Origin of the sequence: Primorskyibacter sp. S187A (assembly GCF_049800955.1) — a bacterium.
GTDB lineage: Bacteria > Pseudomonadota > Alphaproteobacteria > Rhodobacterales > Rhodobacteraceae > JAKVBH01.
In genome coordinates, this window is the sequence record NZ_JBNAGA010000001.1 from 1,473,584 (window position 1) to 1,499,996 (window position 26,413).

A 26,413-nucleotide genomic window follows, 5' to 3' on the forward strand; every position below is an offset into this window, starting at 1 on the left:
AAAGGGTGATTGGAGTTTGTGCTGTGCCCCCGCTAGGTCTGAGGATAGACTGGATCAGGAGACATTATGGGACGGCTGGCTCACATCAAGCATGCCCTGTTCGTTGCAGCGATGCTGCTGGGGACTTTTGCGTCTGCGCAGGAGCGTGGGCCCGTTGTCGTGGAATTGTATACCTCGCAAGGCTGCTCTTCCTGTCCGCCGGCGGACAAGCTCCTGCATGAGTTGGCAAAGCGAGAGGGCGTGATCGCGCTGGCGCTGCATGTCGATTATTGGGATTACATCGGCTGGAAGGACGTCTTTGCCCAGCCTGCCTTTGCCAACCGCCAGCGCGGCTATGCCCGCAAAGCCGGAAAGAGCATGATCTATACGCCGCAGATGGTGATTGATGGTGAAACACATGTCGTGGGCAACAAGCCCATGGACGTGGCCGACGCCTTGGCAGCACATGCGGCCAAGCCCAATGCCGTTAAGGTTGCTCTGGAGCGTTCCGGCGGAAGGCTCACCATTCGTGCGGAGGGGCAAGTTTCGGGCACGGCCGAGATCCATGTTGTCGAATATCAGCCGAATGAAACAGTAGAAATCACGCGAGGTGAGAATCGCGGCAAGCGCCTGACCTACGCAAATATCGTGCGCAGTTGGACGAAAGTGGGCACGTGGGATGGGCGCAAGGCGTTGAGTGCTTCTGCGAAGATATCAGGGAACATGCCTGTGGCTGTGCTCGTGCAATCTGCGGATCACGGAGTGGTTTTGGGATCTGCGGCTTTGCGCTGACGGCGCGCCTGACGTTTGGGCTTCCATCGGCGATGGATCCAGAACCATTGCCCGGGATGCTCTTCTATCCGCCTTTCGAGACGCGCGTTGAGCTCTCGCATCATGGCCTCTGGCGTGTCATGGGGCACTGGCTCTTCAAAGACGCTGCGTATTGAAACCCCATCGTCCTGCCGAATTCCGAAAAACGGGATGAGCACCGCACCCGTCTTGCGCGCGATCTCCGCGGCTGACGTGAGCGTTGGGGCCGGTTGGCCCATGAAGGGCAGCGGCAGGCCAGCACTGTCGTAGACGTCATACAATAGGACCGCGAGCCCACCGTTTTTGAGGTGCCGGAGCAATCCCATGGTGCCTTTGCGGCCCTGGCTGAAGACCGGGCCGGACAGCGCGTGCATGTTCTGCTCGTAATGCGCATTGAAATAGGGGTTCGACATGGGGCGGTAGAGGCCACCAACCTCAAACCCATGGGCCACGAGAGTGGCACGCGGGGCTTCGTGATTTCCGAAATGGCCTGTGACGAACAGAACGGGTTTGCCCGCAGCTTGAGCAGATTTCGCGGCCTCAAAGCCCGGACCTTCGGGCGCTATTTTACGCATGCGGTCGCGCAGGCCCAGGACGTCGTAATTTTCGATGATCGTGCGGGCGGCGGTATCAATGGCGGCTTCCGCGATCCGGTTGCGCTCGCCTTCGCTCTTGTCAGGCCAGACGTGGGACAGATTGGCGCGTGCGCGCTCCCGGTATCCTGCGGGCCCCGCAATGACCCGGCGCATGATCCATGACATCGTATTGAGGCGCGCGCGCAACGGCAGAAGCGCCATGGCCGCAATAATGATCCGCAGAGCTCGATCTACACACCAATCCTGCCAGCCTCCGCGCGGCTTATCTTCACGTTTGATCTTACCCAAGGTGCGCCCGTTACCATCGCGTTGAACCCCTGACATACGGGGCTGCGGGCGGCGAAACAAGCGCTTGCGCGGACAGGAGCATATCCGGCCGAGATATTACTCGGCGTCTTCTTCCGCCAACACCAGAGCGAGGACACCATCAGCTTCCAGCCTGCGGATCACCTGAACCACGCTGTTCATGGCTGCTTCGCCTTCTTTGGCTTTGATCTTCCCGCGCCCATTCATTTCGTCCCGCATGCCTTCGGCCAAGCGCTTGGAAATATTGTCGAGCAGATGGGAAACGACATTTTCCATGCCATTCGCGTTTGCATAGGTCAGAGCGGTGATCACATCAGCCTGATCGGCTTCACGTAGGATGGTGCCCGCGTCCAGCGGCGCCACGCGCTCTGGAATGTCAGGGAACGTGAACATGAGTTTGCGCACTTCGGCGGCAAATTCTTGATCTTCCTCTTCCAGCTCAGTCAAAAGGCTTTCGCGCGTATCCGAGGGAGAGAAATTCAGAATGTCTCCGACCCGTTTGGTCGGCTCCACTTCGAAGGCCGGAATGGGATCCTTGTCCAGCTGCGACGCAAGGCTGACGCCAATGCGATCCACGGCATCCGGAGTGACAGATTTGGTCTGTGAAACGGCATAGGTTATACGTCGGGCTTCGGGACCCGGGAGCATGGACAAAAGCTCCGCAGCCTTGCCGGTGTCGATTTTCGAGAGCAGCACGGCCGAAATTTCCGTCGCCTCGTTTGTAACAAATTCTTTCAGGCGTTCGGGGGGCAGCTTGCGAATCCGCTCCCACGGATCGCCCGCTTGACGCACGCCCGCTTCCTTGCGCAGACGCGCAGCGGTCTGGGGGGAAATTTTACCATCGAGCGCCGACAAAGCGCCCGCCAATCCCCCTGGGAAGGCCAATCCGATTGAATCCAGCTCATTGGCAAATTCCGCCACGACATCTGCCAATGTCGAGCGATCCACATAGCGCATTTTGCCCATTTGCTGCGTGAGGGCCAGCTGCAGATCATCTTCGAGTTGCAACAACGGCACGTCGGCGCCCTCATTTGCCAACAGGCGCACGATGATGGCCGCTTTCTGCTTCCGAGTAAGCTTCTGCGCTTTCGATTGCCCGACAGTACCCGATGCAACGGGCGCACCGGATGCCCCCATAATAGGCGTCAGATCAGTCATCCCTGAACTCCAAGTGTTTACCCTTCGTGATCTACGTTAGAAGGGTAAACACTTGCCTAAGTCAGTAACTATAACCTTTACCGGACCGGATGGCATGGGACAAGGCGGTTGCAGGCCAGGTGCCCGCACCGCCTCGGGCGCGGATTTCATGAAGTTGTTCTTGTGCGCGCGCCATTGCGCCCATCGCGACATAGGCCTGTCCCATATACGAGCGCGTTAACAAACTGTCGGGATCTTTTTGAAGGGCGGCGCCGTAAGCTGCGAGGCTTTTCTCATATTGACCGCTCCGCCCATATGTGAAGCCCCAATAGGTCAGGACCCGAACCTCTTGCTGATCGCTCATGCTCGACAGCACACGCTGCGCGGCGTCAATCTTGCCAGCGTATGCCAATTCGCGAACCGCGTCATAGCGGGTGTCGTCATCGAGACGGCTGTCTTGCGGCGCCACACAGGTGGACGTTTTGGCATCCCAAACGAGCCCGGCGGCGCAGGTTTTTGTCGTCTGCGTTGGGGTGGGCGGTGTGCTGTCGCCGGAGCCTGCGGCCCAGAGCGCATGTGGCATCAGGCACAGCGCGAATGCGATGTGGCGCATAAAATCCCTCCAATGTGGGGTGTTAGATGAATCCGAGCCCTCAGCGGGGCTCGGAACCTGTCAGCCTGTGACTTGCTGAACACATTTGCCGGTTTGGGAATCATAGCTCATGCCATCTGCGCAGGACATGGCCATATCTTCCTTGTGCCCCGACGAGCAGCCCATTGCGAGCGCGAGCCCGGGCAACACAGTCAATGCAGCGGCAGTGAGAAAGGTCTTGATCATAGGGTCTCTCCCTTTCGAACGGCTCCGGAGGATACCTGAGCCTGACGCAACGGTAGCACGCCTTTGCCATTTGTCCAAAAGGGAGATCATAAATGTCTATTTTATGAGCATGCCTCTGCTCTCAGTGCGTATCGGAGCGCCTGAACACCCAGATTAAAACGAAACATCAGTTGTCCTCACCAAACACGCGGGCAAAAATCGTGTCCACGTGTTTGGTGTGATAGCCCATGTCAAATTTCTCTTCGATCTGCGCTTCGCCAAGGGCTGCGACAACGTCCTTGTCTGCCAGCAGCTCCGCCTTGAAATCCGTACGCTCTTCCCAGACTTTCAACGCATTGCGTTGCACCATGGCATAGGCATCTTCGCGGCTGACCCCGGCTTGGGTCAGGGCCAGCAAAACACGCTGGCTCATCACAAGGCCGGGGAACTTGTTCATATTCTCGAGCATGTTCTCGGGGAAGATCAGCATCTTGTCGATCACGCCCGTCAGCCGGGCAAGCGCGAAATCAAGCGTGATTGTCGCGTCCGGGCCGACCATACGTTCAACGGAAGAATGCGAAATATCACGCTCATGCCAAAGGGTGACGTTTTCCATCGCAGGAACCACGGCCGAGCGCACCAGTCGCGCCAGACCCGTCAGATTTTCCGTCAACACGGGGTTTTTCTTATGCGGCATCGCAGAGGAGCCCTTCTGGCCCATGGAGAAAAACTCCGCGCCTTCAAGCACTTCCGTGCGCTGCATATGGCGGATTTCCGTGGCGATGTTCTCGATTGAAGAGGCGATGACGCCAAGGGTCGCGAAGAATGCGGCATGACGATCGCGCGGTATAACCTGCGTCGAGATGGGCTCAGGGACGAGGCCCAACTGGTCGCAGACATGTTCTTCCACGGCCGGATCGATATTGGCGAAGGTCCCGACGGCGCCGGATATGGCACCTGTGGCAATCTCGGCCCGCGCATCGCGCATGCGGGAGAGGTTGCGGTCCATTTCCGCATAGAACCGCGCAAAGGTCAGGCCCATCGTGGTGGGCTCCGCATGGATGCCATGGGAACGGCCGACGCGGAGCGTATCTTTGTGTTCCAGCGCACGGCGTTTGAGCGCGGCGAGCAGTCCTTCGATGTCTGCGATCAGAATGTCAGCTGCACGGGTCAGTTGCACGTTGAAACAGGTGTCGAGCACGTCCGATGAGGTCATGCCCTGATGCACAAAACGCGCCTCGTCGCTGCCCACATGCTCAGCCAGATGCGTCAGAAAGGCGATGACGTCGTGTTTCGTCACCGCTTCAATCTCATCGATTCGCGCCACATCAAACTCGACATCCTTAGCTTTCCAAACAGCTTCGGCATTCTCACGCGGGATCACACCCAGATTGGCCATCGCATCACAGGCATGGGCTTCGATCTCGAACCAGATCCGGAATTTGGTCTCTGGGGACCAAATGGAAACCATATCAGGGCGGGAATAGCGGGGGATCATCGGCGCAGCCTTTCAGTTTGAGCGCCGTGGTCTTAGACTGGGAGCCTGTGCGCGGCAAGGGAAGGGTTTGTAGATGCGCTGGATTGTCCTTGTTTTGATGCTTTTGCCGGCAATGGCCTCGGCGGATTGGCTGCGTTTGTCCTCCGATGTGGAGGTGGAGGAAGCTTTGGCCAACCGAACGCTTGTCTATGACGCCTATACGACCCAAAGCTTCAGCGCCTCGGGAGAGACGCTCTATATCACCGAACGCGTGGCCCAGGGACGTTGGGCGGCGCGCGGCGGACAGTATTGCAGTGTCTGGCCGCCAAGTGATGTCTGGACCTGCTATGATCTGGAGGTGGACGGCATACGCTTGCGCTTCACAGGCCCGGACCGGGTCTCAACCGAAGGCGAATACGCAAAGTGAGCACAGCATCGGTGCGCGTTCTGTCCGATTTCGCAGGGCGATGGACACTCTCGCGTCAGATATTGCATGCCGACGCCCCTGACGCGCAGTTTGATGGTGTTGCCGAATGGGCGTCACACGGGCAGGAATTGATCTATCACGAACAAGGCACGCTCTGCTTGCCGGGCCATGCCCCCATGAAATCGGAGCGGCGCTATCTCTGGCGCGCACCCTTGGATGTCTTCTTTGACGATGGGCGTTTCTTTCATGCCGTTCCGCCGGAAGGCGGCGAGAGCTATCATTTTTGCGATCCGGATGCCTATACCGCGATCTATGATTTTTCAGCGTGGCCCGCATCATTCGACACAACTTGGCGGGTGCGCGGACCGCGCAAGAATTACACGATGAAGAGCCTGTATACGCGATAGCGCACCGCGCTAGACAAGCTCTGTCACCACTTCCGAGGCCCGCTCAAGCGTGCGGTGCACAGGGCATTTATCCGCAATCTGCAACAAGCGCGTGCGCTGTTCCTCGCTGAGATTGCCGGACAAGCGGATGCGACGGCGGAACACATCAATCTTGTCGCCGCCACCCCCGCTGGCGTCCTGGGCATGGACCTTGTCATGGCAGACATCGACCGACACATGATCGAGCGGCCAGCCTTTGCGGCGCGCATACATGCGGATCGTCATGGAAGTGCAGGCGCCCAGACCGGAGGAGACCAGACCATAAGGCGACAGGCCTTTGTTGGTTCCGCCATAGGCAAGGGGTTCATCAGCGAGGATATGGTGATCCGGGCCGTTTTGCACATCTTGCAGAAAGCCAGACGGGTCAGCCTCCGAGACGCGGATAATGCCTTCGGGTGCGCCGGGGGGCGGGGCAGGCGGGGTCAGGTCCAGATAGCGCGTCGCCCAGGCAGATATGACATCCGCGGCATATTCGGCATCAGCCGCGCGTGAGATGAGGTGATCTGCATCATCCAGCGTCACAAAGCTCTTGGGATGTTTGGCGGCGCTGAAGATATTTGTCGCATTTTCAATGCCAACGACCTCATCAAGAGGCGCGTGCAACACAAGCAGCGCTTTCTTCAAGGCGCTGATACGGTCGGTCAGCGATGCACCGGAAACATCCTCGACGAAGTCTCTCCCGATGCGCACAGGGCGGCCGCCCAGTTGCACTTCGCCTGAGCCTTCGCGCGCGATCGTCGGCAGGGCATCTGCGAAATTGTGAGTCACATGACCGGGATCGAACGGAGCACCCAAGGTCACAACGCCACGCGCGCTGGGAATGTCTTCGGCGGCCCGCAAAACAGCAGCACCGCCGAGGGAGTGCCCAATGAGCAAGTCCGGTGCCATGCCCCGCGCCTCAAGCATTTGCGCGGCGGCGACCAGATCCTGTGCGTTGGAGGTGAAGGTTGTGTTGGCAAACTCGCCGCTGGAATGCCCCAGCCCTGTGAAATCAAAGCGCAACACGGCAATCCCCATGGATGCCAGCCGGGCAGCAATACGGCGCGCGGCGGGGATGTCCTTCGAACAGGTGAAGCAATGCGCGAAGAGCGCTGTTGCCAGATGCGGCCCCCGGGGGAGGTCCAGCCGCGCGGCCAGTTTGTCGCCGCCATGGCCGGTAAATGTCAGTCTTTCAGTGGCCATGTCTGGTCCTCGTCTTGGTGATGTCAGGACGATAAGCGCTCTTGCCCGATCTCCCTAGCACTGTGACAACAGCCTCTCGCGCCTGTGATGGCATGCGATGGTTTGGTGTTGTTTGTGACAAAGCCATCGCGCATGCAGGGACAAGTTAGAAAAACAAGGCCAAGCCTGTATGTTGAACGTGGCGTCTGTCGCGGGAGCCCTTTTCTTTGGGTGTCTGCTGTTTTGGGGTTATCTTGGCGCTCTGCATGCTTCGGGCGACAGTATCGCCGTTTTCCGCATGCCGCTCGCGGTGCTTTTTGCGCTTTTCGTGATCTGGACGCCTTGGCGGCGTCGGGTGCGCTGGCCGCTGGCCGTTTTGGCCATGGGCGTCATTTGGGTGACGTCCTGGCCTGAGGATCATGTGGTGCCCGCGCGGGTGCAAGCAGACCTGACGATTTATCAACAAAACCTTCGGCATTCGAGAATACATAATGACGACTTTCTGGAACAGGTCAGATTGGTTGATCCCGATGTCGTGACCTTTCAGGAGGTCTCCCCGCAAAACCAACACCTGCGCGCGTCGCTCTCAGATATCCTGCCGTTTCAGCATTATTGCGATTTCTCAATTGTCGGGGGAACGGCCGTGCTCTCGCGCTACCCCTTGGTCCCCGGCCAATTGCGCTGCATCGAAAAAGAGGGGGTCACGATGATGCAGGTGGTCACCGAATGGGGACCCGTCTGGATCGTGTCGCTGCATCTCAGGTGGCCGTGGCCCTACGGGCAGGATCGGCATCTGGAACTGATCCTGCCCTATCTGGAAGAGCTGGAAGGGCCGATACTTTTCGCGGGAGATTTCAACACAGTCCCATGGTCTCACGCGATCACGCGGCTGGAGCGGGCGACAGGGACAAAGCGGCTGGGGCCGCGTCCGGTGACATTTCGTCTGCCCAAAATCCGCATGCCCGTTACAATTGACCACGTGCTTGCTGATCCGATGTTCGAAGGCTCAGTTGTGTCCGTATCGGGACGAGGTTCGGATCATTGGGGGCTTGTGGCCCACCTGACAGTCAGGGGAGGCGAATAAACGGCACTCAGGCGCAATCTCCAAATGCGCACAGCACAGTTCTCACGGGCGCCATAATCGGGGATCAAACGGGTAGCTGGTCAGGTTTTCGTAACCGTCTTCCGTAATCAGCACCTGATCCTCCAGCTTGATCGAAAAGTCACCGGCCACTTCGCCGACAAGTGCTTCGACGCACAGCGTCATGCCGGGCTCCAGCTCATAATCAAACGCGCCGGGCACCATTTTGTCCGGGTAGGCGACAAGCGGCCATTCATCACAGAGCCCCACGCCATGCATCAGGCAGCCATATTTCTGCTTTTGGTATTTCTCGGGCAAAACGTGGGTATTCCGGCTGAGCCACTCGATGTTCACGCCGGGTTTGAGCATCTCCATATTGGTCTGGATATGTTCGACGCTGATGTTCATCGCATCAATCATGTCCTGCCGCGGTGCCTCCGGTCCGATCCACCAGGAGCGCGAGATATCAACACAGATGCCGTAACTTCCAACGAGATCTGTATCAAAGGAGATTATCTCATTGAGCTGAGGTTTGCGCGGCCCGCATTCCTGAAACCAGGGGTTTGTGCGTGGGCCGGAGGCCAGGAGCCGCGTCTCGATCCATTCGCCGCCGCGCCGGATATTCTCGGCGTGCAATACCGCCCAGATATCATCCTCGGTGGTTTTGCCATCCCCGACATGGGCGCGGGCAAAATCCTCCATCGCGCGCACGGCCGTTTCGCAGGAATGCGACGCACAGCGCATGGCCTTGATCTCATCGGGGCCTTTGACGGCACGGGACTTCTCAGTGACTTCTTCACCTTCGACAATGTCAAAGCCCTGCGCCTCAAGGGCGCGGAGCCCATGCAGCATGATCTTGTCGACAGCCAGGCGTTTGTTGCCCGGGGCATGCTCTTCAAGCAAAACACGGACCTCATTTGAGAAGACATCCGCCTGCACGGAAGCCTTGTCGCCGCGGTCAAAATAGAACAGATCCGCGCCTGAGCGTTGTTCGCGCACCAGCGGGTTGAACGTCGATAGAAACGGCGAGTTTTTGTAGTCCCAGATCACCATATAGCCATCGGCGCAGAGCAAGACCGCCCGGAACGGGTTGTGCGTGTTCCACAGCTGCATGTTGGTGCTGTCGGTGGCGTAGCGAATGTTGAGCGGGTCAAAGACCAAGAGCCCCGCAAGATCACGGTCTACCACATGGCGGGTCAGCCGGTCCCAGCGATAGCGGCGCATGGCTTGCAAGTCCGGTAGTTCCAATCCCGCGGCGGCCCATTCGTCAAAGGCAAGCTGGGTGGGGCCAATCTCGATGCGATCTGCATCATTGGGCGTGTTATCCCCGAGCATGGCGCCGCGGCTGGGATCAATCTTGCGCGTGTCGCGATAATGCGTGTTCATCTGGCCCTCCCGTCGTCTTTTCCCGATTTGGGAACGTTCTGTTGCTCTAAGCTTGGCTATTTGCGACCTGATGCGATGTCGCGAAGTGACCGGGTCTCAATGCGCGGTGATTGCGCATTGTGTCTCCTGCGCGCCTGCGCCACGCTGGGTCCATGATTTTACAGGACAAAATCCCTTACGACATTGCGGACAAACCATTGCCCGGTATCCAACCGTTGGATCCGTCGGATTGGCTGCGCGTCGATGACGCTTACGCCGCGCAAATGCGTGAGCGACGCAGATTATGTCAGGAGCAATGGGAAGATGTGCATGCGATGCTGCCTCCTGCGGAAGACGCGGCGCGCGAATTGCTGGAGCTTGTCCGTCTCGATCTCGCGGATAGGCCTGAGTTTACCGTGGAGCACGATTGCATCACAGGCCCTGATGGACACAGAACCCAGATAGATCGGGACGCGCCGTTGATGACCCTCGCTTCGCTGGTTCAGGAAGACTTCTGTCTCCTCACCAAGGCCGAAGGCGCGCGCGAACATGTGCTGACTGGTGCCATCTTGTGTTTTCCGGCCTCCTGGCGCCTGTCCGAGAAGATTGGCAAACCCTTGGTGCAGGTGCATGAACCGGTGCCGGAATACACTTCCGTTGCAGCCCGGGTGCAGCGCTTGTTTGACGGGGTTCAAGTGGGCCGGCCGCTCTGGCGTCGCAACGTGCTATGGTATCAGGACGCGACGCTCTACCAGCCACGCTCTGCCCATGTGCCGCGCCCGATCGATGACACCACTCAAGCACCGTTTTTGCGCTCAGAGCATCAAACCCTGCTCAGATTGCCGCGCACACGCGCGGTGGTCTTTGGCATTCACACTTATGTCGTGGCGGCCGAGGCTGTCTGCGCAAGCTAGCCGCTATGCGCCGCGCCAGATCCAGCCGCCCCCGAGAACGCGCGTGCTCTCGGGGTCATAAAAGACGCAGGCCTGACCGGGCGAAACACCTTCCTCAGCCTCCAGGAGCTCGACCTCAGCCAAGCCGTTGTCCAGCGGTTTGAGGATCGCTTCGCGCGGCGGACGGGTCGATCTGACTTTCACGGCCAGGTTGATTTCCTGACCGGGTGTCAGCGGCGCATCCCCTAGCCAGTTGATTTCGCGCACCGGGATCGTCCGCGTCGACAAAAGCGCCTTGGGACCCACAATGACCCGCTTCGTCTCGACATCGAGCTTCACCACATAGAGCGGTTCGGACAGGCCGCCGATGCCCAGGCCGCGCCGTTGGCCAATCGTGTAGTGGATCACACCCTCATGTCGCCCAAGGACACGTCCATCAGCATGCACGATCTCCCCGGGTTCTGCCGACCCGGGCCGCAGTTTCTCAATGACCTTGGCATAGTTGCCGTCCGGTACAAAACAAATGTCCTGGCTGTCCGGTTTGTCAGCCACAGGCAGCCCGTGCTTGGCCGCCAAAGCGCGCGTTTCGTCTTTGCTTTCGAGGTGACCCAAGGGAAAGCGCAGGAAATCCAGCTGCTCCTGAGTTGTGGAAAACAGGAAATAGCTTTGATCGCGGGCGCGGTCCGCCGCGGCGTGCAGTTCTGCTTTGTGCGGGCCCGCCTTGCGCTGAATGTAATGCCCCGTCGCCATGCAATCGGCATCAAGATCCTTCGCGGTTTCCAGCAGATCCTTGAATTTCACGCGCTCATTGCACCGAATACAAGGGACCGGCGTTGCCCCGCCGAGATAGCTCTCGGCAAATTCGTCCATGACGGCGTCTTTGAAAATATTCTCGTAATCAAGCACATAATGCGGAAAATCCATCTCTTCAGCGACGCGCCGCGCATCATGAATATCGCGCCCGGCACAGCAGGCGCCTTTCTTGGCCAATGCCGCGCCGTGATCGTAGAGCTGCAAGGTTATGCCCACCACGTCATACCCCTGAGAGGCCAGTTCAGCCGCAACAACAGAGCTGTCCACACCGCCCGACATGGCAACAACGACCCGCGTGTCCTGCGGGGATTTGGCGAAGCCAAGCGAATTGAGGTCGGTTTTACTGTCGAGCGCCATCGTATGTCTGCCTTGAGGAGGAATGCGCGGAATATAGGAAAATCCTAAGTATTCTCAAGGGCTGGCTTCATGTCGCGTTAAGTCGCGTGAGTGCACTTTCGAGCAAAGTGTAATGGTTGAGGTGACAGATGTTTCTCAAGAAAGTAGACGGCCCCCGCGCCGTGACCTTGCCGGATGGATCCACGATGACCCGTGCAGATCTGCCGTCTTCAGACACGCGCAGATGGGTTGCGTCGCGTAAGGCGGCAGTGGTCAGAGGCGTGTTGTATGGGCTTATCTCGCAGAAAGAAGCCGAGGAGATGTATAGTATTTCGGCGGATGAATTCCGGGAATGGGTCATCGCAGTGACCAAACACGGCGAAGAAGCGCTCAAAGCCACCGCATTACAGCGCTACAGACAATCTTAGGTTGCGCATCGATTATTGTTCAAACAAGCTTGAACGTGGTAAACCTTCGTTAACCATTTACGGTCAATTTGTTTTTGACTTCATTTTATTGCGGAGATGACAGATGCGCATACTTCTGGTTGAGGACGATGCTACCACGTCAAAGAGCATTGAGCTCATGCTGACACATGCCAACCTCAACGTGTATTCCACGGACCTTGGCGAAGAGGGCATCGACCTTGCGAAGCTCTATGACTACGACCTGATCCTGCTCGATCTTGGTCTGCCGGATATGGGTGGTCTGGAAGTTTTGCGTCAGTTGAGGCTGAGCCGCATCGAAACGCCGATCCTGATCCTGACAGGTGAAGATGACACCGAGAGCAAGATCAAGGGGTTTGGCTTCGGGGCAGATGACTATCTGACCAAGCCGTTCCACCGCGAAGAGCTAGTTGCACGTATCCACGCAATCATTCGACGGTCCAAAGGGCATTCACAATCCGTGATCGAAACGGGTCAGGTGAAAGTCAATCTGGATGCCAAAACAGTCGAAGTCGGAGGCGCGCCGGTCCATCTCACGGGCAAGGAATATCAAATGCTCGAGCTGTTGAGCCTTCGCAAGGGAACGACGCTGACCAAAGAGATGTTCCTCAACCATCTCTATGGCGGCATGGACGAGCCGGAACTCAAGATCATCGACGTCTTCATCTGCAAACTGCGCAAGAAGCTGTCCAAAGCAACAGGCGGCGACAACTATATCGAGACGGTTTGGGGACGCGGCTATGTTCTGCGCGACCCGGCGCCTGAAACAGCCAATACCCGGATCGCGGCCAGCGCCTGATCGGACTGGACGCTCCCCGGAGTGAGCCCTATCACTTGGGGCAATCGGGGAGCATCACATGTCGCTGGAAAAACCTGTCGAAGATCTCAATGAAGATGAAGCGCGCGCCGAATTGGCGCGCCTTTCTGACATTTTGGGACAGGCCAACACAGAATACCACACGCAGGATGCCCCGACGCTCAGCGATGCGGATTACGATGCTTTAAAGCGCCGAAACGCTTCCATTGAAGCGCGCTTTCCCGCACTAAAGCGTGCAGACAGCCCGAGCGATCAGGTGGGCGCGTCTGTCTCCGAGGGTTTCTCCAAGATCAATCACCGCGTGCGCATGCTGTCGTTGGGCAATGCCTTCAGTGATGAGGATGTAGCCGATTTCGTTGAGGGAATTGAACGCTACCTGGGATTGGGCGATGGCTCTGGCCTCGCATTCACCGCAGAACCCAAAATCGACGGCCTTTCGCTTTCATTGCGGTACGAACAGGGCGCGTTGCTCTATGCGGCCACCCGAGGCGACGGCAGCACAGGCGAAAACGTGACCGCCAATGCGCTGACCATTTCGGATATACCGTCACATCTTGAGAATGCACCCGATATTCTGGAAGTACGTGGCGAGGTCTATATGCGGCATGCCGATTTCGAAGCTTTGAACAGCGCACAAGCCGCGCGCGGTCTGAAGACCTTTGCCAATCCGCGAAACGCCGCAGCCGGATCCTTGCGTCAACTGGATGCGAACATCACCAGATCGCGGCCACTCGCGTTTTTTGCCTACGCATGGGGCGACGTCTCGTCGCCATTCGCCGAGACCCAGTTCGAGGCCATCTCTCAGCTCGCGATCTGGGGCTTCACGACCAATCCTCTCACCAAACGCTGCACCTCGCCCCAAGACCTGATCGCGCATTACCGCGAGATCGAACGTCAAAGGGCGACACTGCCGTATGACATCGATGGTGTCGTCTACAAAGTGGACCGTCTTGACCTCCAGTCCCGTCTTGGCTTCCGCTCAACGACGCCGAGGTGGGCCATTGCGCATAAATTTCCGGCGGAATTGGCGTGGACGAAGCTGGAAAGCATCGACATTCAGGTGGGGCGAACCGGGGCGCTGAGCCCTGTGGCCCGCCTCACTCCCGTAACCGTTGGTGGCGTGGTTGTCTCCAATGCCACCTTGCACAATGAGGACTACATCGCCGGTCGAGACAGCAAGGGCGAGACCATTCGCGACGGCAAAGACATCCGCATCGGCGATTGGGTGCAGGTTTACCGCGCAGGAGATGTGATCCCGAAAGTCGCGGATGTAGATCTGTCGAAACGTGACGTTGCTGCCGAACCCTACATATTCCCGCAAATCTGTCCGGAATGCGGCTCGGACGCCGTGCGGGAAGCCGGAGACGCGGTGCGCCGTTGCACCGGTGGCTTGATCTGCCCTGCGCAAGCGGTTGAAAAGCTGAAGCATTTCGTCTCCCGAGGCGCTTTTGACATCGAAGGTCTCGGCGCAAAGCAGATCGAGGCATTTTATCACGACACGCATCTCCCTGTTCGTGAGCCCGCTGATATCTTCACCATGCAACGCCGGAATGCGGAAGGTTTGGCCCGTTTGGAAAACCGCGATGGCTGGGGTGAAAAAAGCGTCAAGAAGCTTTGGCAGGCAATTGATGAAAAACGAGAAATCCCACTGGGCAGGTTCATTTTCGCCTTGGGCATTCGTCACGTCGGCGAGGCCTCGGCCAACCTGCTGGCCCGGCATTTCGGATCCTGGTCTGCTTTCGAGGCCGCAGCCATCGCAGCCCATGAGCCCGGCAGCGAGGCGCGCGAGGATCTGTTGAGCGTCGACGGTGTGGGCGAGGTCATGGCCAATGCTCTGACCGCGACATTCCATCAAACGGCCGAACGGGCCTCCATCGACCGGCTGGTCGCGGAGCTTGAGATCGTCGACGCAGAGCAGCCTTATCAATCGGATAGCCCCGTGGCCGGCAAAACGATTGTATTTACGGGCAGCCTCGAGAAGATGACACGGGCTGAGGCCAAGGCGCGTGCTGAAGCGCTTGGCGCGAAAGTGTCCGGCTCGGTCTCCGCCAAGACCACATTGCTCGTAGCCGGGCCCGGGGCCGGGTCAAAAGCGAAGAAAGCCGCCGAGTTGGGAATTGAAACCCTCGACGAGGATGAATGGCTTGCCTTGATCGGTGATGCATGACGGGGCGTCCTGAAGCGCTGTTTCCGCTCTTTTCTGATCTGGAGAGCTTGCCAGCGATCGGGCCGAAGTCTGCCAGGGCGCTCGAAAACCTGCATGTGCGCGCGCCGGTCGACTTGCTCTACACATTGCCCCATGGCGTTATCGACCGGCGGGTGTGCGACACGGTTGACGGGGCCGTTTTGCCCGCGACGCTGACGGTCGAAGTCACCGTGGGCGCACATCGGCCCGCTGCGCGGCGCGGGGGAACATACCGCGTGAATGTCGCAGATCGTCAAATCGGGTTTCAGCTCGTGTGGTTTCGGGGCCGCTCGGAGTACCTTCAAAAACTCCTGCCCGAGGGCAGCAAACGTCTTGTATCGGGCAAGGTCGAGCTCTTCGACAATGTGCTGCAAATGGTACACCCGGATTTCGTGGTGTCTTTGGATGACGTGGGAGCGATACCGCCCTTTGAACCGATTTACCCTTTAACAGCCGGGATCACGCAAAAAGCGATGTTCAAGGCAACACAAGGCGTGCTGTCGCGGGTGCCGCATGTGCCGGAGTGGATTGATCCCACGTTGCTGGAGCGAGAGAACTGGCCGACCTGGGAGGAGGCGTTGCGCAATGCGCACCGACCGGAAGGCACCGAGCAAACCGCTGTCTCCGCACCCGCGCGGCGTAGGCTGGCTTATGATGAGGTTTTCGCCCATCAAATCACGATGGCCTTGGCGCGTCAGTCTCAAAGGGCAAAACCCGGGATATCCACTATAGGATCAGGAGCGCTGCGCTCTCGGGTTCTGGCAGGTTTGCCCTATCGCCCGACGGGGGCGCAGGACCGCGCCATGGACGAGATTGCCGATGACATGGCGCGCGCGCAGCGGATGAACCGCTTGCTGCAAGGCGATGTCGGCGCGGGCAAGACGCTGGTCGCATTCATGGCGCTTCTGGTGGCGGTCGAAGCGGGCGGGCAGGGCGCTCTCATGGCCCCAACGGAGATCCTCGCACGGCAACATCTTGAGAGCCTCAAGCCTCTGGCCGATGAGGCGGGCGTTGTCCTTGAGCTTTTGACGGGACGCGACAAAGGGGCTGAGCGGCGCGCCAAATTGAGCGCATTGGCGGAGGGCGACATTCAAATCCTTGTCGGCACCCATGCTGTCTTTCAGAACGATGTAATCTTCGCGGACTTAAGGCTTGCCATTGTCGATGAGCAGCATCGGTTCGGCGTGCGCCAGCGTCTGGCTTTGGGCGAGAAAGGGCAGGCGGTGGATGTCTTGGTGATGACGGCAACGCCGATCCCACGCTCACTTGCGCTCGCGCAATATGGCGATATGGACGTCTCGATCCTTGATGAGAAGCCACCTGGACGCAAACCGATCCAAACGGCATTGCTCTCAATTGACAAGATGGACCACCTTGTTGCTCGGTTGCGCGCCTCCGCTGAGGAGGGGCGGCAGGCCTATTGGGTTTGCCCCCTCGTCGATGAAAGCGAGGTCAGTGATCTGACGGCGGCGGAGGAACGGTTCAAACATCTGCGCGCCGTTCTGGGTGAAGGGCGGGTCGGTCTTGTTCATGGACAGATGCCGCCCGCGGAAAAAGACGCGGCCATGGCGGCCTTTCAAGCGGGCGAGACTTCGGTGCTGGTGGCCACCACCGTGATCGAAGTAGGTGTGAACGTGCCCAACGCGACGATCATGATCATTGAGCGGGCAGAGACCTTCGGCCTTGCTCAATTGCATCAGTTGCGCGGCCGCGTGGGGCGGGGCGACCAGGCGTCGACGTGTATGTTGCTTTACAAGGCACCCCTGGGCGAGAGCGGGCAAAAGAGATTGGAAACCCTGCGCGAGACCGAGGACGGTTTTCGCATCTCGGAGGTCGATCTGGAAATGCGCGGCGCGGGCGACATGATCGGGACAGCGCAATCCGGCTTGCCGCGCTTCCGCGTGGCTGATCTGGAAGGTCAGCCCGGTTTGATGGCGCTGGCACAATCCGATGCACGAAACCTGCTCTCGAAAGATCCCACGTTGGACACAACCCGCGGCGAAGCCGTTCGGCATTTGCTCTGGCTCATGCGACAAGACGAATCGATTCGTTTGATTTCAGTGGGTTAGCGAATCGGCGTGCATTTTGTTCGCAGATGTTCTTAAAAAGTTCTTTACACATCGTGAAGAAAATGAGAACAAATGAGCAACGAGAACATCGACAGACAGGTAGCCACCATGATCGCCACACTCCGCTCCACTGCCCGACGCAACTCCGCGACGCTGATCGAGGATGCACTTGGAGCAACGGCGCTCGTTGTGACCCTGGTTGCCGGTCTGCACCTGCCGATGATCTTCTAGAGTTTCTGCCTGCAATCGGACCTCGCACGTATTCCCAACCACGCGTGCACCGTCTGAACACTGCCTGTTCCCCGGGGCTGCCTCACTTGCCCTATCCGGTCCGTTGATTGCATACCTCGCCGCGCTCCTGCCAGAGCGCGGCTTTTTTCTTTTGTAACGCGTCTGCTCAGCCGGCCTTGGCGAGAGCTTCTTCACAGGCCTCCGCAGTTGCCTCAACCGCGAGCAAAATCGACGCGTGACGGTTTTTGTAATCGCGCGCGGGCTCCAACACCTCATAGCCGTCAAACGGCGCATCGGGTACGGGACCCCCGGATTTCAGCATGGCGCGCAGGGCATCCCGCAACGCATGAATTTCCGCCGGTGTCCGCCCGATCACGGCGCCGCCCAGCACGGCAGCGGCCGATTGGCCAAGCGCGCAGGCTTTGACGTCTTGCGCGAACTCCGCAATGCGGCCCTCTCGCATGCTGACATCCACCGTCACGGCCGAGCCGCACAGAGGCGAGCGTTTTTTGACGCGGGCCTGGGGTGCCTCCAGCTGGCCTTGATGCGGGATATCCGCGGCCAGAGCCAGAATGCGGGCGGAGTAAAGTTTGATCAGATCGGTCTCGGCCATGTCTTTTCCTCGAACGTGCTCTCCCCTAGATAGGACTGGTCACGCGTCCTGCCAAAGGAAAACTCACGATGCGCTTCGATCCTGCGACTTTGGTCTATAATGAGGCGGGCCTGATCCCCGCGATTGCCCAATCCGAGGCCGGTGAGGTCTTGATGATGGCATGGATGAACGCGGAGGCTGTGGCGCAAACGCTTGCGACACGCAAGGTCACCTATTGGAGTCGGTCGCGGCAGGCGTTCTGGATCAAGGGCGAGAGCAGTGGACATAGCCAGCGACTCATTGATCTGCGCGTGGATTGTGATCGGGATTGCCTGCTCGCGATTGTGGAGCAGGAAGGGCCTGCCTGCCACACCAATCGCAGGTCATGCTTTTACACCTCGGTTCTGGATGGCGAAGAGGAGTTGATGGCGCCGATGGTCTAGCCCCTAGCCAGTCTCAGTCGCGCGCTCGAACGGACGGGGCTCACAGACAGGGCTCACAGGCCAACCATGGCGCGGATATCCTGAGGAGTTTTGCCCTCGGCGCGATACGTCGCAATGGCCCGCGCATCATCTCGTTTGGCAAGGCGTTTGCCCGCCTCATCCCGGATGAGGTCGTGATGAAGGTAGAGCGGCGTCTCATACCCAAGCAAGGATTGCAGGAAAACCTGCACATGCGTGGCTTCAAAGAGATCCGCACCCCGGATCACATGGGTCACACCGTCCATCGCATCATCGAAAACAATGGCGAGATTGTAGGACGCGGCCATATTGGCCCGCGCAAGAACCGGATCACCCACCAATGTGCGCATGGCTGCCAGAGAGACGCTGTGGCTCCCCGCATGCAATGGGCCCAGCTCTTTAAAGGTCGTGGGATTAATCCCATTCAGCTTGTCGAGATTCAGCCGCAGCGCATCGGTGGGTTGGCGGCTCTGCATGGCACGGGCCCGGCAGGTTCCGGGGTAGATCGGCCCGTCTGGGCCAAATTGTGCAACACCTTCCTGCGGTGCAGAAGCGGCGGCCTGAATGTCCCGTCGTTTGCACGAACACGGATAGACCGCAGCCGTTTGCCCATGCAGTTGCACGATCATCGATGTGTAATGCGCAAAACGCTGGGATTGGCAAATGGGGGGATTGTCCCACGTCAGGCCAAGCCAAGCGAGATCATCGTAGATTTGTGTTTCCCAATGGGGGCGGCTGCGTGAGGCATCGAGATCATCGATACGGAGCAGGAAGCGACCGCCTGCGGCACGGGCCATATCATGGGCCAGAAGAGCCGAATAGGCATGGCCCAGGTGCAGCGGGCCCGTGGGCGAGGGCGCGAACCGCGTGATCACAGCCGGCGCAGCACCAAAACGTCAGAGTGCATATCAGTATCGTCCAGGTGAGGCCCATGTTCGCGAAAGACCTGCTCGACCGCACCTTCCTCGATATGTTGAGCGAGCCGCGCGTCATAGCCGCCGTGTTCCAGCGTGGGATCGTTGAATGACATGGCGAGATAGTCGCCCGCGTTCAGCGCGGCCATCAGGATATCCATGGTCTCCGGCGGGGCTGCGCCCAGACTGACAACACCGGTGGCCACCACAGCCTTGTATTGACCGACACGCACCTCGAGTGCGCCGGGCGGGCTGAGCCAGAGCTTCTTGTAGATGCGTTTTGGCGCGGCCTTGTCGAGCATCATCGCGGTAATGTCGGTCCCATGCACATTCTCGATGCCGATCTCGCGCAGGGCGGCGCCCGAAATGCCTGTGCCACATCCGAAATCCAGAACCGGGCGCGCGTCTTGCGCGTCCAGAAAAGGCACTAGCGCGGCTGCGATCCGCTTGGGCGTATGATACCCGCGCGCGGTCACGTCCGCGTCATACCTGTCCGCCCAATCGGTATAGACCTCGATCGTCTCCTCTACGGGGCGTTCTGTCCATAGCTGGGGTTTGAGCACATCTTTTTCGGTCATATCACCGTCCTATAGCACTTCGCGAAAAACATGGATCAAGAAAACACGGCCAAGCAACTGCTTTTTCGTGAAGCTCACTGTATCAGGTTTCCGTCGACATGCTTTAGCGCTCAGGCTTATGCCGCGTCCAGTGCCGATGCGCCAAGCCACGCGGTCCAGGCAGCCTTGGCGCGATCTGTATAGGCCTTGTAGCGATCCTTGCGCCCGCGCCGACCGCCTTTGAGGCCATCGACCGGTCGGAAGAGGCCGAAATTGACATTCATGGGCTGAAACGTCTTGGCGTCCGCACCGCCTGTAATGTGGTGGATGAGCGCCCCCATGGCGCTGTCCTGTGGCACATCAGGCAGATGTTGCCCCAGGATGTCCGCCGCCGCCATGCGGCCTGCGAGAAGGCCCATGGCCGCACTCTCGACATATCCCTCAACACCAGTGATCTGGCCTGCGAAGCGAATATGGGGCCTCGATTTCAGGCGCATCTGATCATCCAGTAGCGTCGGCGAGTTGAGAAACGTGTTGCGATGAATGCCGCCCAACCGCGCAAAGCGTGCCTCCTCCAGCCCCGGGATCATGCGCAAGACCTCCGTCTGCGCGCCGTATTTCATCTTGGTCTGAAAGCCCACAATGTTGAACAATGTGCCAAGCGCGTTGTCGCGGCGCAGCTGGACGACGGCATGGGCTTTGACATCCGGCTGATGCGGGTTGGTCAGCCCAACTGGTTTCATGGGCCCGTGGCGCAGGGTCTCGCGGCCACGCTCCGCCATGACCTCGATGGGCAGGCAGCCGTCGAAATACCCCGCCGTTTCGCCTTCTTTGAACTCGGTCTTGTCTGCCGCCAGAAGCGCGTCAATGAAGGCCTCGTATTGGTCGCGATCCATCGGGCAATTGAGATAGGCGGTGCGCTCTTCCTCGGTCTCGCCCTTGTCATACCGCGATTGCATCCATGCCTTCGACATGTCGATGCTCTCGGCATAGATAATGGGCGCAATGGCATCGAAGAAGGCAAGCGATTCAGATCCTGTTTCCGCCTGAATGGCCTGGGCCAGCGCACCGGAGGTGAGGGGGCCCGTCGCGATGATCCAATGCCCGTCTGAGGGCAGCGCAGAGATCTCGCCATATTCGACGCTAATGCGAGGATGGGCCATGATCTTGTCCGTCACACCTTGCGCGAAGGCCTCGCGATCCACCGCAAGCGCGCCACCTGCGGGCAGCCTGTGTGTGTCACCCATGGACATGATCAGCCCGCCCGCCGCGCGCATTTCCCAATGCAACAGACCAACCGCGTTTTGCTCATCATCGTCGGAGCGGAAGGAATTGGAGCACACCATTTCGCCCAGCAATCCGGTTTGATGGGCAAAGGTCTCGACCTTCGGCCGCATCTCATGCAGGACAACGTCAACGCCCATATTGGCCGCTTGCCAGGCTGCTTCGCTCCCGGCCATGCCGCCGCCGATGATATGCAATGTCTGTGTCATGATGTGCCAGATAGCGGCGCGGGGCCGCGTTGAAAAGGGCTCACGCTTGCCAGTTGGGCGGGCGTTTCTCCAAAAAGGCGTTTATCCCTTCATCGGTGTCGCTGAGCGCCATGTTTTCAACCATGACTTGCCCGGTGTAGGCATAGGCGGCATCGAGATCCATCTCTGCCTGACGGTAGAAGGCTTCCTTGCCGATGCGCACGGCCGCGCCGAGTTTGGCCGCGATGGTCTCAGCCAAATCCTGTGTCTGCGCGGCAAGATCTTCAGGCGGGACCACGCGGTTGATCAGCCCCACCTCACGGGCTTCCTCCGCCTCCATGAAACTGCCCGTCGTCAGCAGCTCAAAGGCGCGCTTGCGTGGAATATTGCGCGACAGGGCCACCATGGGGGTCGAACAGAAGAGGCCGATATTCACGCCGTTTACGCCAAACCGCGTCCCCTGCGCCGCAACGGCCAGATCGGAGGACGCCACCATTTGGCAGCCTGCCGCCGTAGCAATGCCGTGCACTTGCGTGATGACGGGTTGCGGCAGGCGCGTGAGCCCTGTCATGACCGAGGCGCAGCGCTCAAACAGATCGGCAAAATACGCGCTGCCGCCATCTTCGGCTTGTCGGCCTGCCTGCATCTGTTTCAGGTCATGACCCGCGCAAAAGGCCTTGCCTGCGCCGGAAATCACAACCACCCGCGTGTCGCGATCGGCACCAAGCGCATCAATCTGTTCCTGAAACGCGGCCAGCATTTCATCGGAGAGCGCATTGAGCCGCTCAGGGGCATTCATATGCAGATGCGCGATGCCGCCTGCGTCGTGACGTTCCAGAAGTGCCATCTTGTTCTCCCGTGATTTGCCGTGCAGCTTAGCCGCAATGCGTGAGGAGGCAAGAATGACGCTCAAATTAACCATTCCCGAGATGGCGGCGTATCTTGATGAGGTGTTCCCCCAGGTTGCGGGGATGTTCGGCATCGATGCCATGGACGAAGACCTGCTGGTGATGCGTCTGCATGCAAATGAGAGCCATCTGCGCCCCGGCGGGACGGTCTCTGGCCCCGCGATGTTTTCCCTGGCGGATGTAGCCGCCTATGTGGCGACAATGGCGCGGATCGGGCGCGAGGCATTGACCGTGACGACCCATTGCTCGATCGACTTCATGCGTAAGCCCGAAGCGGAGCGGGATGTCATTGCCCATGCGCGGGTGCTCAAGATCGGGCGCAGTTTAAGCGTGACGGACGTGTTGCTCTTCTCGGAAGGTTCGAATGCGCCAGTGGCCCATGCGTCGCTGACCTATGCAATCCCGCCCCGTAAATCGGCCTAGTCCAACAGGCCCGCGCGCTCAAAACAGCGGTGCGCGAGGGCATCTTGCATCACAGTTTTTGACGTTTTCAATCGGTTGAGGTTCTTCCATCCGGTTGTCACGCCGCGACAATGGGCAAAGCGAAATGCCGGATGCGTGCGGCGGTGCAACAGCTGCGCGCGTTCGAGCCCGTGAATGTCCCAGGACCAATTGCCGATCAGCCCATCGGGCCTAAGGCACCATTTGGGCGGGCAGGGCTTGGGTGGATTGGCGGTCTGTCCGTGGTCGGCATGTGTGAAGGGACCGGTGGCGCCGGGTGTTGGCAGATGCCATTGCCCCGCGATCTGGATAAATCCCAATCGGCTCTCTTGAACGGCGTCAAAGATGGACGGCCCGTCGGTCAGAACCAGTTCGTCAACATCCACCGAGAGAATGGCCCGTGCCTGGCTCAAATAGCGCAGCCGCAACACGTTAAAGAGCGCGGTCTGCATGAACTTCTCGAGCCGCCGAAACGGCGGCAGGCCCACGGGCCCATAGCGAAACGGCGCAGGCAGAACCAGTAAATCAAGCCCTGTGGGCGCCAGTGCCGCCTCGATGTCATCCACACCATAGGCGGTGGAGTCATTGTCCATCACGATGAGCGCCTCCGCCCCGTGCAGGCGTTTGTGAAACAGCGCATGATCCACAAGCCAGGACAGGTCATTGTTCTGACTGACATAAAACATGGTGTTCTTGCCTGCGAAGCGCTCGGGCTGCGCTGCACTGACAGCGCTTTCGCCGCGCCAGCCTTCCAGATAAACGGTCAGAACCTGCGCAGGCCGGACAGGCGGGCTCAGCTCAACCACATCGTGGCGCTTGTACCTTCGGATGCGCCGCAGCCCGAGCGGCACACCGTCTGCGCGAAACCGTACCTTGCGCATGGCGGGCAGCAGGTTGTTCAACTTCGGGCAGATGAGAAAAAGCCCATCGGGGCGCGCGATGGCATCATACCAGAGCGTGTCGTGATCAAAGGCGTCGAGATAGCCTTCGGGACGGTATTTTTCGGCCAATGCGCTCTCGCGCCAAAGCGAGGGCGGCAGGGTCAGGCTGGAAAAGTTCACCGCGCCGCCGCGTCAAACGCCGGGCGCGCAAGCGCAAGAGCAGCCTCAATGGCATCTGTGATGCTCATGTCAGACGTATCAATCGACACAGCGCCTGCGGCGGCCTTGAGCGGTGCATCAGAGCGGTTCATGTCGCGCGCGTCACGGGCCTGCACATCTTCCAAGACGCCTTCTGGCGTCACGTCATGGCCCTTCGCGGCAAGCTCACGATAACGACGCCGCGCCCTGACCTCTGCACTGGCCGTCACAAAGAGCTTCACCTCCGCCTCAGGACAGATGATCGTTCCGATATCGCGCCCATCCAGAACCGCGCCCCCCTGCCTGCGGGCAAAGGCGCGTTGGAAATCCAGCAGCGCCGCGCGCACTTCGGAGATCACCGCCACTTTCGACGCCTCCTGCGCGATCTCGGCGGTGCGCAGAAAGTCTTCATTCTCAAGATCCGAGGGCGCCAAAGCGCGGGCGGCCGCGACGGGGGTGGCACCTTGCAACGTGGCCGCAGCCACGGCCCGGTACAACAGGCCGGTATCGAGATGCGCAAGCCCCAACTGTTCCGCCAATGCCCGACTGATCGTGCCCTTGCCAGAGGCAGCAGGTCCATCCACCGCAATCGTAAATGCCATTATTTTCCCCGTGCACCGATCTTTACAGCTACCAGTGCCAGCACCGAGGCGCCCAGTGCAATATATTTTGACACGGTAAAGCCGCTGGCCTGATTGACCAGATCTGCGCGTAACTCTTGCACATTGGTGCTCAGGATCTGCCCCACCAGCGCGTTTTCGGCGAGATCCATCACGAGATATGTGCCCGGTATGAGAAACAAAAAGAGCTGGGGAACCAGGCTCCATGTCCGGCTGGCGTGATGCAGCATCATGACGAGAAGCCCCGTGAACACCACCGGAAAGACAGTATCCAGCAAACGCACAGGGCCCGTATAGAGCGCCAATGCGCCATCGGTATCCTGCAAGGCACTGAGATATTCGCGCGCATAGGTGAGGTCATAGCCAAGGGGGCTGCCATCAAATGTGTCATAGCCCTGCGGCGTCAGATAGGTGGCGGACAGCCATATCAGCGCGCCAAACAAAAGCGCTGACAGAATGGCCAGAACACTGCGCACCCTCGCGGCGGTCATCACGCGTCCCGGCGAAGATCTGCGCCCAACTCTGCCATCAGACCTTCAAAAATGGGGAACGACGTGGCGATGGGACCGCCATCATCCACTGCGACAGGCGCTTTTGCGGCCATGCCCAATATGAGAAAGGACATTGCGATCCGGTGATCCAAATGGCTCGCCGCCGTCATGCCGCCTGTAACCTGGCCCGCACCACAGCCCTCAACCGACCACCAATCCGGCCCGTCGTCGACCGTAACGCCTGCGGCGCGCAACCCGGTTGCCATGGCCTCAATCCGGTCGCTCTCCTTGACGCGCAATTCCTTGACACCCGTCATCATGGTCTTGCCCGTGGCATTGGCGGCCACGACCGAGAGGATCGGATATTCATCGATCATGGAAGCCGCGCGCTCCGGCGGGACATCGATGCCGCGCATCTCCGGTGAATACCGCGCACGCAGGTCCGCAACAGGCTCGCCGCCTTCCTCGCGCATGTTCTCGAAGGTCAGATCCGCGTTCATCTCTTGCAGGGTATAAAACAGACCGGCGCGGGTCGGATTAAGCCCGATACCCGGCACCAGTACATCAGATCCCGGAACGATCAGGGCCGCGCAGATCGGAAAAGCCGCAGAGGACGGATCGCGCGGTACGGCGATGGTTTGAGGCTTAAGTTCGGGCTGGCCCGTCAGCGTAATCACATGGCCGTCCGAAGTTTCTTCTGTTGTGATCTCCGCGCCAAAACCTGCGAGCATGCGTTCGGTATGGTCACGCGTGGCTTCTTTCTCGATCACGACGGTCTGGCCGGGTGCATTGAGCCCTGCCAGCAAAACAGCGGATTTAACCTGTGCCGAAGGCACCGGCGTTGTGTAGCGCACCGGGGTGGGTTCTGCGGCACCCACGAGGGTCATGGGCAATCGGCCGCCGCTGCGGCCCACGGTTTGCGTTCCAAACAAAGCCAAGGGATCCGTAACCCGCGCCATTGGGCGTTTGTTGAGGCTTGCGTCTCCGGTGAAGGTGGCCGTGATCGGGGTCGTGGCCATGGCCCCCATGATCAAGCGCACACCCGTTCCGGAATTGCCGCAGTCAATGACGTTGGTAGGCTCGGCAAATCCACCGACGCCCACGCCGCGCACATGCCACGTCCCGTCATCGTCACGCTGCACATCAGCGCCAAAGGCGCGCATCGCTTTGCCTGTGTCCAAGACATCGTCGCCCTCAAGCAGACCCGTGATGACCGTTTCCCCAACGGCCATGGCGCCGAGGATCAGGGAGCGATGGGAAATCGACTTGTCACCCGGGACATGGGCCGTGCCCTGCAGGGCTGTGCAGGGATGGGATGTCATGGGGATTGGCGCGCCATGGGCCGACATTGTGCGTCCTTTGTTCAGAATTGCGCGGCCCTGATAGCAAGGCCGGGCGGGGGCGTCCACACGTCTTGAAAATCGATGGTTTCGAACAAAAAAGAGGCGCCCGAAGGCGCCTCAAGGGAAGAGGTCTGGCCAGACCG

The 26,413-nt window shown here is 59.4% G+C and carries 29 protein-coding genes; 12 read left to right on the forward strand and 17 right to left on the reverse strand.

The genetic code is table 11. The features are described 5' to 3' along the window. The first annotated feature begins 66 nt into the window (after nt 1-66). Complete coding sequence (locus ACP15S_RS07380) at nt 67-771, forward strand: DUF1223 domain-containing protein (RefSeq protein ID WP_425038923.1); 705 nt, start codon at nt 67-69, stop codon at nt 769-771. Here the strand turns inward: ACP15S_RS07380 and ACP15S_RS07385 are convergent. The 5 genes from ACP15S_RS07385 to purB all read right to left on the reverse strand — a co-directional run bounded on the left by ACP15S_RS07385 (nt 735) and on the right by purB (nt 5,143). Then, nucleotides 735-1,709 carry a lysophospholipid acyltransferase family protein gene (locus ACP15S_RS07385; protein ID WP_425038924.1) on the reverse strand — a complete coding sequence of 325 codons (975 nt, stop codon included), beginning with the start codon at nt 1,707-1,709 and terminating at the stop codon, nt 735-737. The genes ACP15S_RS07380 and ACP15S_RS07385 overlap by 37 nt on opposite strands. A gap of 60 nt (nt 1,710-1,769) precedes the next feature. Continuing rightward, nucleotides 1,770-2,849: a flagellar motor switch protein FliG gene (locus tag ACP15S_RS07390; protein ID WP_425038925.1), complete on the reverse strand. Its 1,080-nt coding sequence runs from the start codon at nt 2,847-2,849 to the stop codon at nt 1,770-1,772. A gap of 61 nt (nt 2,850-2,910) precedes the next feature. Next, entirely contained in the window at nt 2,911-3,441 is a 531-nt protein-coding gene (locus ACP15S_RS07395; RefSeq protein ID WP_425038926.1) for a tetratricopeptide repeat protein, read from the reverse strand. A gap of 60 nt (nt 3,442-3,501) precedes the next feature. Then, entirely contained in the window at nt 3,502-3,666 is a 165-nt protein-coding gene (locus ACP15S_RS07400) for a hypothetical protein (protein ID WP_425038927.1), read from the reverse strand. Between the two features lie 166 nt (nt 3,667-3,832). Beyond that, a complete protein-coding gene (gene purB, locus ACP15S_RS07405; RefSeq protein ID WP_425038928.1) occupies nt 3,833-5,143 on the reverse strand; it encodes an adenylosuccinate lyase in 1,311 nt (436 codons plus the stop codon). A 73-nt stretch (nt 5,144-5,216) separates the two neighbouring features. Here purB and ACP15S_RS07410 point away from each other — a divergent pair, with 73 nt between their 5' ends. Together ACP15S_RS07410 and ACP15S_RS07415 are read left to right on the forward strand one after the other, a co-directional pair. Then, a complete protein-coding gene (locus ACP15S_RS07410; protein WP_425038929.1) occupies nt 5,217-5,549 on the forward strand; it encodes a hypothetical protein in 333 nt (110 codons plus the stop codon). Further along, nucleotides 5,546-5,956: a DUF6314 family protein gene (locus ACP15S_RS07415; RefSeq protein WP_425038930.1), complete on the forward strand. Its 411-nt coding sequence runs from the start codon at nt 5,546-5,548 to the stop codon at nt 5,954-5,956. The genes ACP15S_RS07410 and ACP15S_RS07415 overlap by 4 nt, the downstream gene beginning before the upstream one ends. Before the next feature lie 9 nt (nt 5,957-5,965). Here the strand turns inward: ACP15S_RS07415 and ACP15S_RS07420 are convergent, their stop codons facing one another. Continuing rightward, nucleotides 5,966-7,177, reverse strand: a complete 1,212-nt coding sequence (locus ACP15S_RS07420) for an alpha/beta fold hydrolase (protein WP_425038931.1) — start codon at nt 7,175-7,177, stop codon at nt 5,966-5,968. A 169-nt stretch (nt 7,178-7,346) separates the two neighbouring features. On the opposite strand from ACP15S_RS07420, the gene ACP15S_RS07425 reads away from it, so the two are divergent. Continuing rightward, entirely contained in the window at nt 7,347-8,240 is an 894-nt protein-coding gene (locus tag ACP15S_RS07425; RefSeq protein ID WP_425038932.1) for an endonuclease/exonuclease/phosphatase family protein, read from the forward strand. 42 nt (nt 8,241-8,282) lie between these two features. On the opposite strand, the gene dddP is transcribed toward ACP15S_RS07425, so the two are convergent. Further along, the gene (dddP, locus tag ACP15S_RS07430; RefSeq protein ID WP_425038933.1) at nt 8,283-9,623 is read right to left on the reverse strand and encodes a dimethylsulfonioproprionate lyase DddP; all 1,341 of its coding nucleotides are present in this window, start codon (nt 9,621-9,623) and stop codon (nt 8,283-8,285) included. 152 nt (nt 9,624-9,775) lie between these two features. Here dddP and ACP15S_RS07435 point away from each other — a divergent pair, with 152 nt between their 5' ends. Then, nucleotides 9,776-10,516: a heme-dependent oxidative N-demethylase family protein gene (locus tag ACP15S_RS07435; RefSeq protein ID WP_425038934.1), complete on the forward strand. Its 741-nt coding sequence runs from the start codon at nt 9,776-9,778 to the stop codon at nt 10,514-10,516. Nucleotides 10,517-10,519: 3 nt separating this feature from the next. Here ACP15S_RS07435 and mnmA read toward each other — a convergent pair whose 3' ends face one another. Next, on the reverse strand, nt 10,520-11,665 hold the full coding sequence (gene mnmA / locus ACP15S_RS07440; RefSeq protein WP_425038935.1) for a tRNA 2-thiouridine(34) synthase MnmA: 1,146 nt from the start codon (nt 11,663-11,665) through the stop codon (nt 10,520-10,522). A 128-nt stretch (nt 11,666-11,793) separates the two neighbouring features. On the opposite strand from mnmA, the gene ACP15S_RS07445 reads away from it, so the two are divergent. From ACP15S_RS07445 to ACP15S_RS07465, 5 genes are all read left to right on the forward strand, one after another. After that, nucleotides 11,794-12,072, forward strand: coding sequence for a DUF1153 domain-containing protein (locus ACP15S_RS07445; protein WP_425038936.1), 279 nt, complete (start codon nt 11,794-11,796; stop codon nt 12,070-12,072). A 103-nt stretch (nt 12,073-12,175) separates the two neighbouring features. After that, on the forward strand, nt 12,176-12,889 hold the full coding sequence (gene ctrA, locus ACP15S_RS07450; protein ID WP_425038937.1) for a response regulator transcription factor CtrA: 714 nt from the start codon (nt 12,176-12,178) through the stop codon (nt 12,887-12,889). A 58-nt stretch (nt 12,890-12,947) separates the two neighbouring features. Continuing rightward, nucleotides 12,948-15,074, forward strand: coding sequence for an NAD-dependent DNA ligase LigA (gene ligA, locus ACP15S_RS07455; protein WP_425038938.1), 2,127 nt, complete (start codon nt 12,948-12,950; stop codon nt 15,072-15,074). After that, nucleotides 15,071-17,161, forward strand: a complete 2,091-nt coding sequence (gene recG / locus ACP15S_RS07460; RefSeq protein ID WP_425038939.1) for an ATP-dependent DNA helicase RecG — start codon at nt 15,071-15,073, stop codon at nt 17,159-17,161. The genes ligA and recG overlap by 4 nt, the downstream gene beginning before the upstream one ends. A gap of 72 nt (nt 17,162-17,233) precedes the next feature. Further along, complete coding sequence (locus ACP15S_RS07465; protein ID WP_425038940.1) at nt 17,234-17,392, forward strand: hypothetical protein; 159 nt, start codon at nt 17,234-17,236, stop codon at nt 17,390-17,392. A gap of 166 nt (nt 17,393-17,558) precedes the next feature. Here ACP15S_RS07465 and ACP15S_RS07470 read toward each other — a convergent pair whose 3' ends face one another. Beyond that, nucleotides 17,559-18,005: an iron-sulfur cluster assembly scaffold protein gene (locus ACP15S_RS07470; RefSeq protein ID WP_425038941.1), complete on the reverse strand. Its 447-nt coding sequence runs from the start codon at nt 18,003-18,005 to the stop codon at nt 17,559-17,561. A gap of 68 nt (nt 18,006-18,073) precedes the next feature. Between ACP15S_RS07470 and hisI the strand changes: the two genes are divergently transcribed. Next, entirely contained in the window at nt 18,074-18,427 is a 354-nt protein-coding gene (gene hisI, locus ACP15S_RS07475) for a phosphoribosyl-AMP cyclohydrolase (protein WP_425038942.1), read from the forward strand. A 53-nt stretch (nt 18,428-18,480) separates the two neighbouring features. On the opposite strand, the gene gluQRS is transcribed toward hisI, so the two are convergent. From gluQRS to ACP15S_RS07495, 4 genes are all read right to left on the reverse strand, one after another. Beyond that, nucleotides 18,481-19,320 carry a tRNA glutamyl-Q(34) synthetase GluQRS gene (gluQRS, locus tag ACP15S_RS07480; protein WP_425038943.1) on the reverse strand — a complete coding sequence of 280 codons (840 nt, stop codon included), beginning with the start codon at nt 19,318-19,320 and terminating at the stop codon, nt 18,481-18,483. Further along, nucleotides 19,317-19,937 (reverse strand): class I SAM-dependent DNA methyltransferase, encoded by a 621-nt coding sequence (locus tag ACP15S_RS07485; RefSeq protein WP_425038944.1) that lies wholly within the window; start codon nt 19,935-19,937, stop codon nt 19,317-19,319. The genes gluQRS and ACP15S_RS07485 overlap by 4 nt, the downstream gene beginning before the upstream one ends. A gap of 116 nt (nt 19,938-20,053) precedes the next feature. Beyond that, entirely contained in the window at nt 20,054-21,409 is a 1,356-nt protein-coding gene (gene trmFO / locus ACP15S_RS07490) for a methylenetetrahydrofolate--tRNA-(uracil(54)-C(5))-methyltransferase (FADH(2)-oxidizing) TrmFO (protein ID WP_425038945.1), read from the reverse strand. Nucleotides 21,410-21,449: 40 nt separating this feature from the next. Further along, on the reverse strand, nt 21,450-22,235 hold the full coding sequence (locus tag ACP15S_RS07495; protein WP_425038946.1) for an enoyl-CoA hydratase: 786 nt from the start codon (nt 22,233-22,235) through the stop codon (nt 21,450-21,452). 55 nt (nt 22,236-22,290) lie between these two features. Between ACP15S_RS07495 and ACP15S_RS07500 the strand changes: the two genes are divergently transcribed. Beyond that, nucleotides 22,291-22,719, forward strand: coding sequence for a PaaI family thioesterase (locus tag ACP15S_RS07500; RefSeq protein ID WP_425038947.1), 429 nt, complete (start codon nt 22,291-22,293; stop codon nt 22,717-22,719). Here the strand turns inward: ACP15S_RS07500 and ACP15S_RS07505 are convergent. The 4 genes from ACP15S_RS07505 to aroA are packed head-to-tail and all read right to left on the reverse strand — an operon-like array spanning nt 22,716 to nt 26,276. Then, complete coding sequence (locus ACP15S_RS07505) at nt 22,716-23,798, reverse strand: hypothetical protein (protein WP_425038948.1); 1,083 nt, start codon at nt 23,796-23,798, stop codon at nt 22,716-22,718. The two genes, ACP15S_RS07500 and ACP15S_RS07505, sit on opposite strands and share 4 nt — an antisense overlap. Further along, on the reverse strand, nt 23,795-24,418 hold the full coding sequence (cmk, locus tag ACP15S_RS07510) for a (d)CMP kinase (RefSeq protein WP_425038949.1): 624 nt from the start codon (nt 24,416-24,418) through the stop codon (nt 23,795-23,797). The genes ACP15S_RS07505 and cmk overlap by 4 nt, the downstream gene beginning before the upstream one ends. After that, nucleotides 24,418-24,927 carry a hypothetical protein gene (locus ACP15S_RS07515; protein WP_425038950.1) on the reverse strand — a complete coding sequence of 170 codons (510 nt, stop codon included), beginning with the start codon at nt 24,925-24,927 and terminating at the stop codon, nt 24,418-24,420. The genes cmk and ACP15S_RS07515 overlap by 1 nt, the downstream gene beginning before the upstream one ends. Beyond that, nucleotides 24,927-26,276, reverse strand: coding sequence for a 3-phosphoshikimate 1-carboxyvinyltransferase (gene aroA / locus ACP15S_RS07520; protein WP_425038951.1), 1,350 nt, complete (start codon nt 26,274-26,276; stop codon nt 24,927-24,929). Before aroA ends, ACP15S_RS07515 begins: the two co-directional genes overlap by 1 nt. Nucleotides 26,277-26,413 lie beyond the last annotated feature (137 nt).

What these genes read in the sequence shown, in the direction of transcription:
- ACP15S_RS07420 (WP_425038931.1), bottom strand. Translation starts at nt 7,177, where the DNA reads ATGGCCACTGAAAGACTGACATTTACCGGCCATGGCGGCGACAAACTG.
- ACP15S_RS07500 (WP_425038947.1), top strand. Translation starts at nt 22,291, where the DNA reads ATGACGCTCAAATTAACCATTCCCGAGATGGCGGCGTATCTTGATGAG.
- ACP15S_RS07445 (WP_425038936.1), top strand. Translation starts at nt 11,794, where the DNA reads ATGTTTCTCAAGAAAGTAGACGGCCCCCGCGCCGTGACCTTGCCGGAT.
- ACP15S_RS07410 (WP_425038929.1), top strand. Translation starts at nt 5,217, where the DNA reads ATGCGCTGGATTGTCCTTGTTTTGATGCTTTTGCCGGCAATGGCCTCG.
- dddP (WP_425038933.1), bottom strand. Translation starts at nt 9,623, where the DNA reads ATGAACACGCATTATCGCGACACGCGCAAGATTGATCCCAGCCGCGGC.
- cmk (WP_425038949.1), bottom strand. Translation starts at nt 24,418, where the DNA reads ATGGCATTTACGATTGCGGTGGATGGACCTGCTGCCTCTGGCAAGGGC.
- ACP15S_RS07395 (WP_425038926.1), bottom strand. Translation starts at nt 3,441, where the DNA reads ATGCGCCACATCGCATTCGCGCTGTGCCTGATGCCACATGCGCTCTGG.
- ACP15S_RS07385 (WP_425038924.1), bottom strand. Translation starts at nt 1,709, where the DNA reads ATGTCAGGGGTTCAACGCGATGGTAACGGGCGCACCTTGGGTAAGATC.
- ctrA (WP_425038937.1), top strand. Translation starts at nt 12,176, where the DNA reads ATGCGCATACTTCTGGTTGAGGACGATGCTACCACGTCAAAGAGCATT.
- purB (WP_425038928.1), bottom strand. Translation starts at nt 5,143, where the DNA reads ATGATCCCCCGCTATTCCCGCCCTGATATGGTTTCCATTTGGTCCCCA.
- ACP15S_RS07390 (WP_425038925.1), bottom strand. Translation starts at nt 2,849, where the DNA reads ATGACTGATCTGACGCCTATTATGGGGGCATCCGGTGCGCCCGTTGCA.
- ACP15S_RS07495 (WP_425038946.1), bottom strand. Translation starts at nt 22,235, where the DNA reads ATGGCACTTCTGGAACGTCACGACGCAGGCGGCATCGCGCATCTGCAT.
- ACP15S_RS07400 (WP_425038927.1), bottom strand. Translation starts at nt 3,666, where the DNA reads ATGATCAAGACCTTTCTCACTGCCGCTGCATTGACTGTGTTGCCCGGG.
- aroA (WP_425038951.1), bottom strand. Translation starts at nt 26,276, where the DNA reads ATGTCGGCCCATGGCGCGCCAATCCCCATGACATCCCATCCCTGCACA.
- ACP15S_RS07435 (WP_425038934.1), top strand. Translation starts at nt 9,776, where the DNA reads ATGATTTTACAGGACAAAATCCCTTACGACATTGCGGACAAACCATTG.
- ACP15S_RS07485 (WP_425038944.1), bottom strand. Translation starts at nt 19,937, where the DNA reads ATGACCGAAAAAGATGTGCTCAAACCCCAGCTATGGACAGAACGCCCC.
- recG (WP_425038939.1), top strand. Translation starts at nt 15,071, where the DNA reads ATGACGGGGCGTCCTGAAGCGCTGTTTCCGCTCTTTTCTGATCTGGAG.
- ACP15S_RS07380 (WP_425038923.1), top strand. Translation starts at nt 67, where the DNA reads ATGGGACGGCTGGCTCACATCAAGCATGCCCTGTTCGTTGCAGCGATG.
- ACP15S_RS07465 (WP_425038940.1), top strand. Translation starts at nt 17,234, where the DNA reads ATGAGCAACGAGAACATCGACAGACAGGTAGCCACCATGATCGCCACA.
- ligA (WP_425038938.1), top strand. Translation starts at nt 12,948, where the DNA reads ATGTCGCTGGAAAAACCTGTCGAAGATCTCAATGAAGATGAAGCGCGC.
- mnmA (WP_425038935.1), bottom strand. Translation starts at nt 11,665, where the DNA reads ATGGCGCTCGACAGTAAAACCGACCTCAATTCGCTTGGCTTCGCCAAA.
- hisI (WP_425038942.1), top strand. Translation starts at nt 18,074, where the DNA reads ATGCGCTTCGATCCTGCGACTTTGGTCTATAATGAGGCGGGCCTGATC.
- ACP15S_RS07515 (WP_425038950.1), bottom strand. Translation starts at nt 24,927, where the DNA reads ATGACCGCCGCGAGGGTGCGCAGTGTTCTGGCCATTCTGTCAGCGCTT.
- trmFO (WP_425038945.1), bottom strand. Translation starts at nt 21,409, where the DNA reads ATGACACAGACATTGCATATCATCGGCGGCGGCATGGCCGGGAGCGAA.
- ACP15S_RS07470 (WP_425038941.1), bottom strand. Translation starts at nt 18,005, where the DNA reads ATGGCCGAGACCGATCTGATCAAACTTTACTCCGCCCGCATTCTGGCT.
- ACP15S_RS07425 (WP_425038932.1), top strand. Translation starts at nt 7,347, where the DNA reads ATGTTGAACGTGGCGTCTGTCGCGGGAGCCCTTTTCTTTGGGTGTCTG.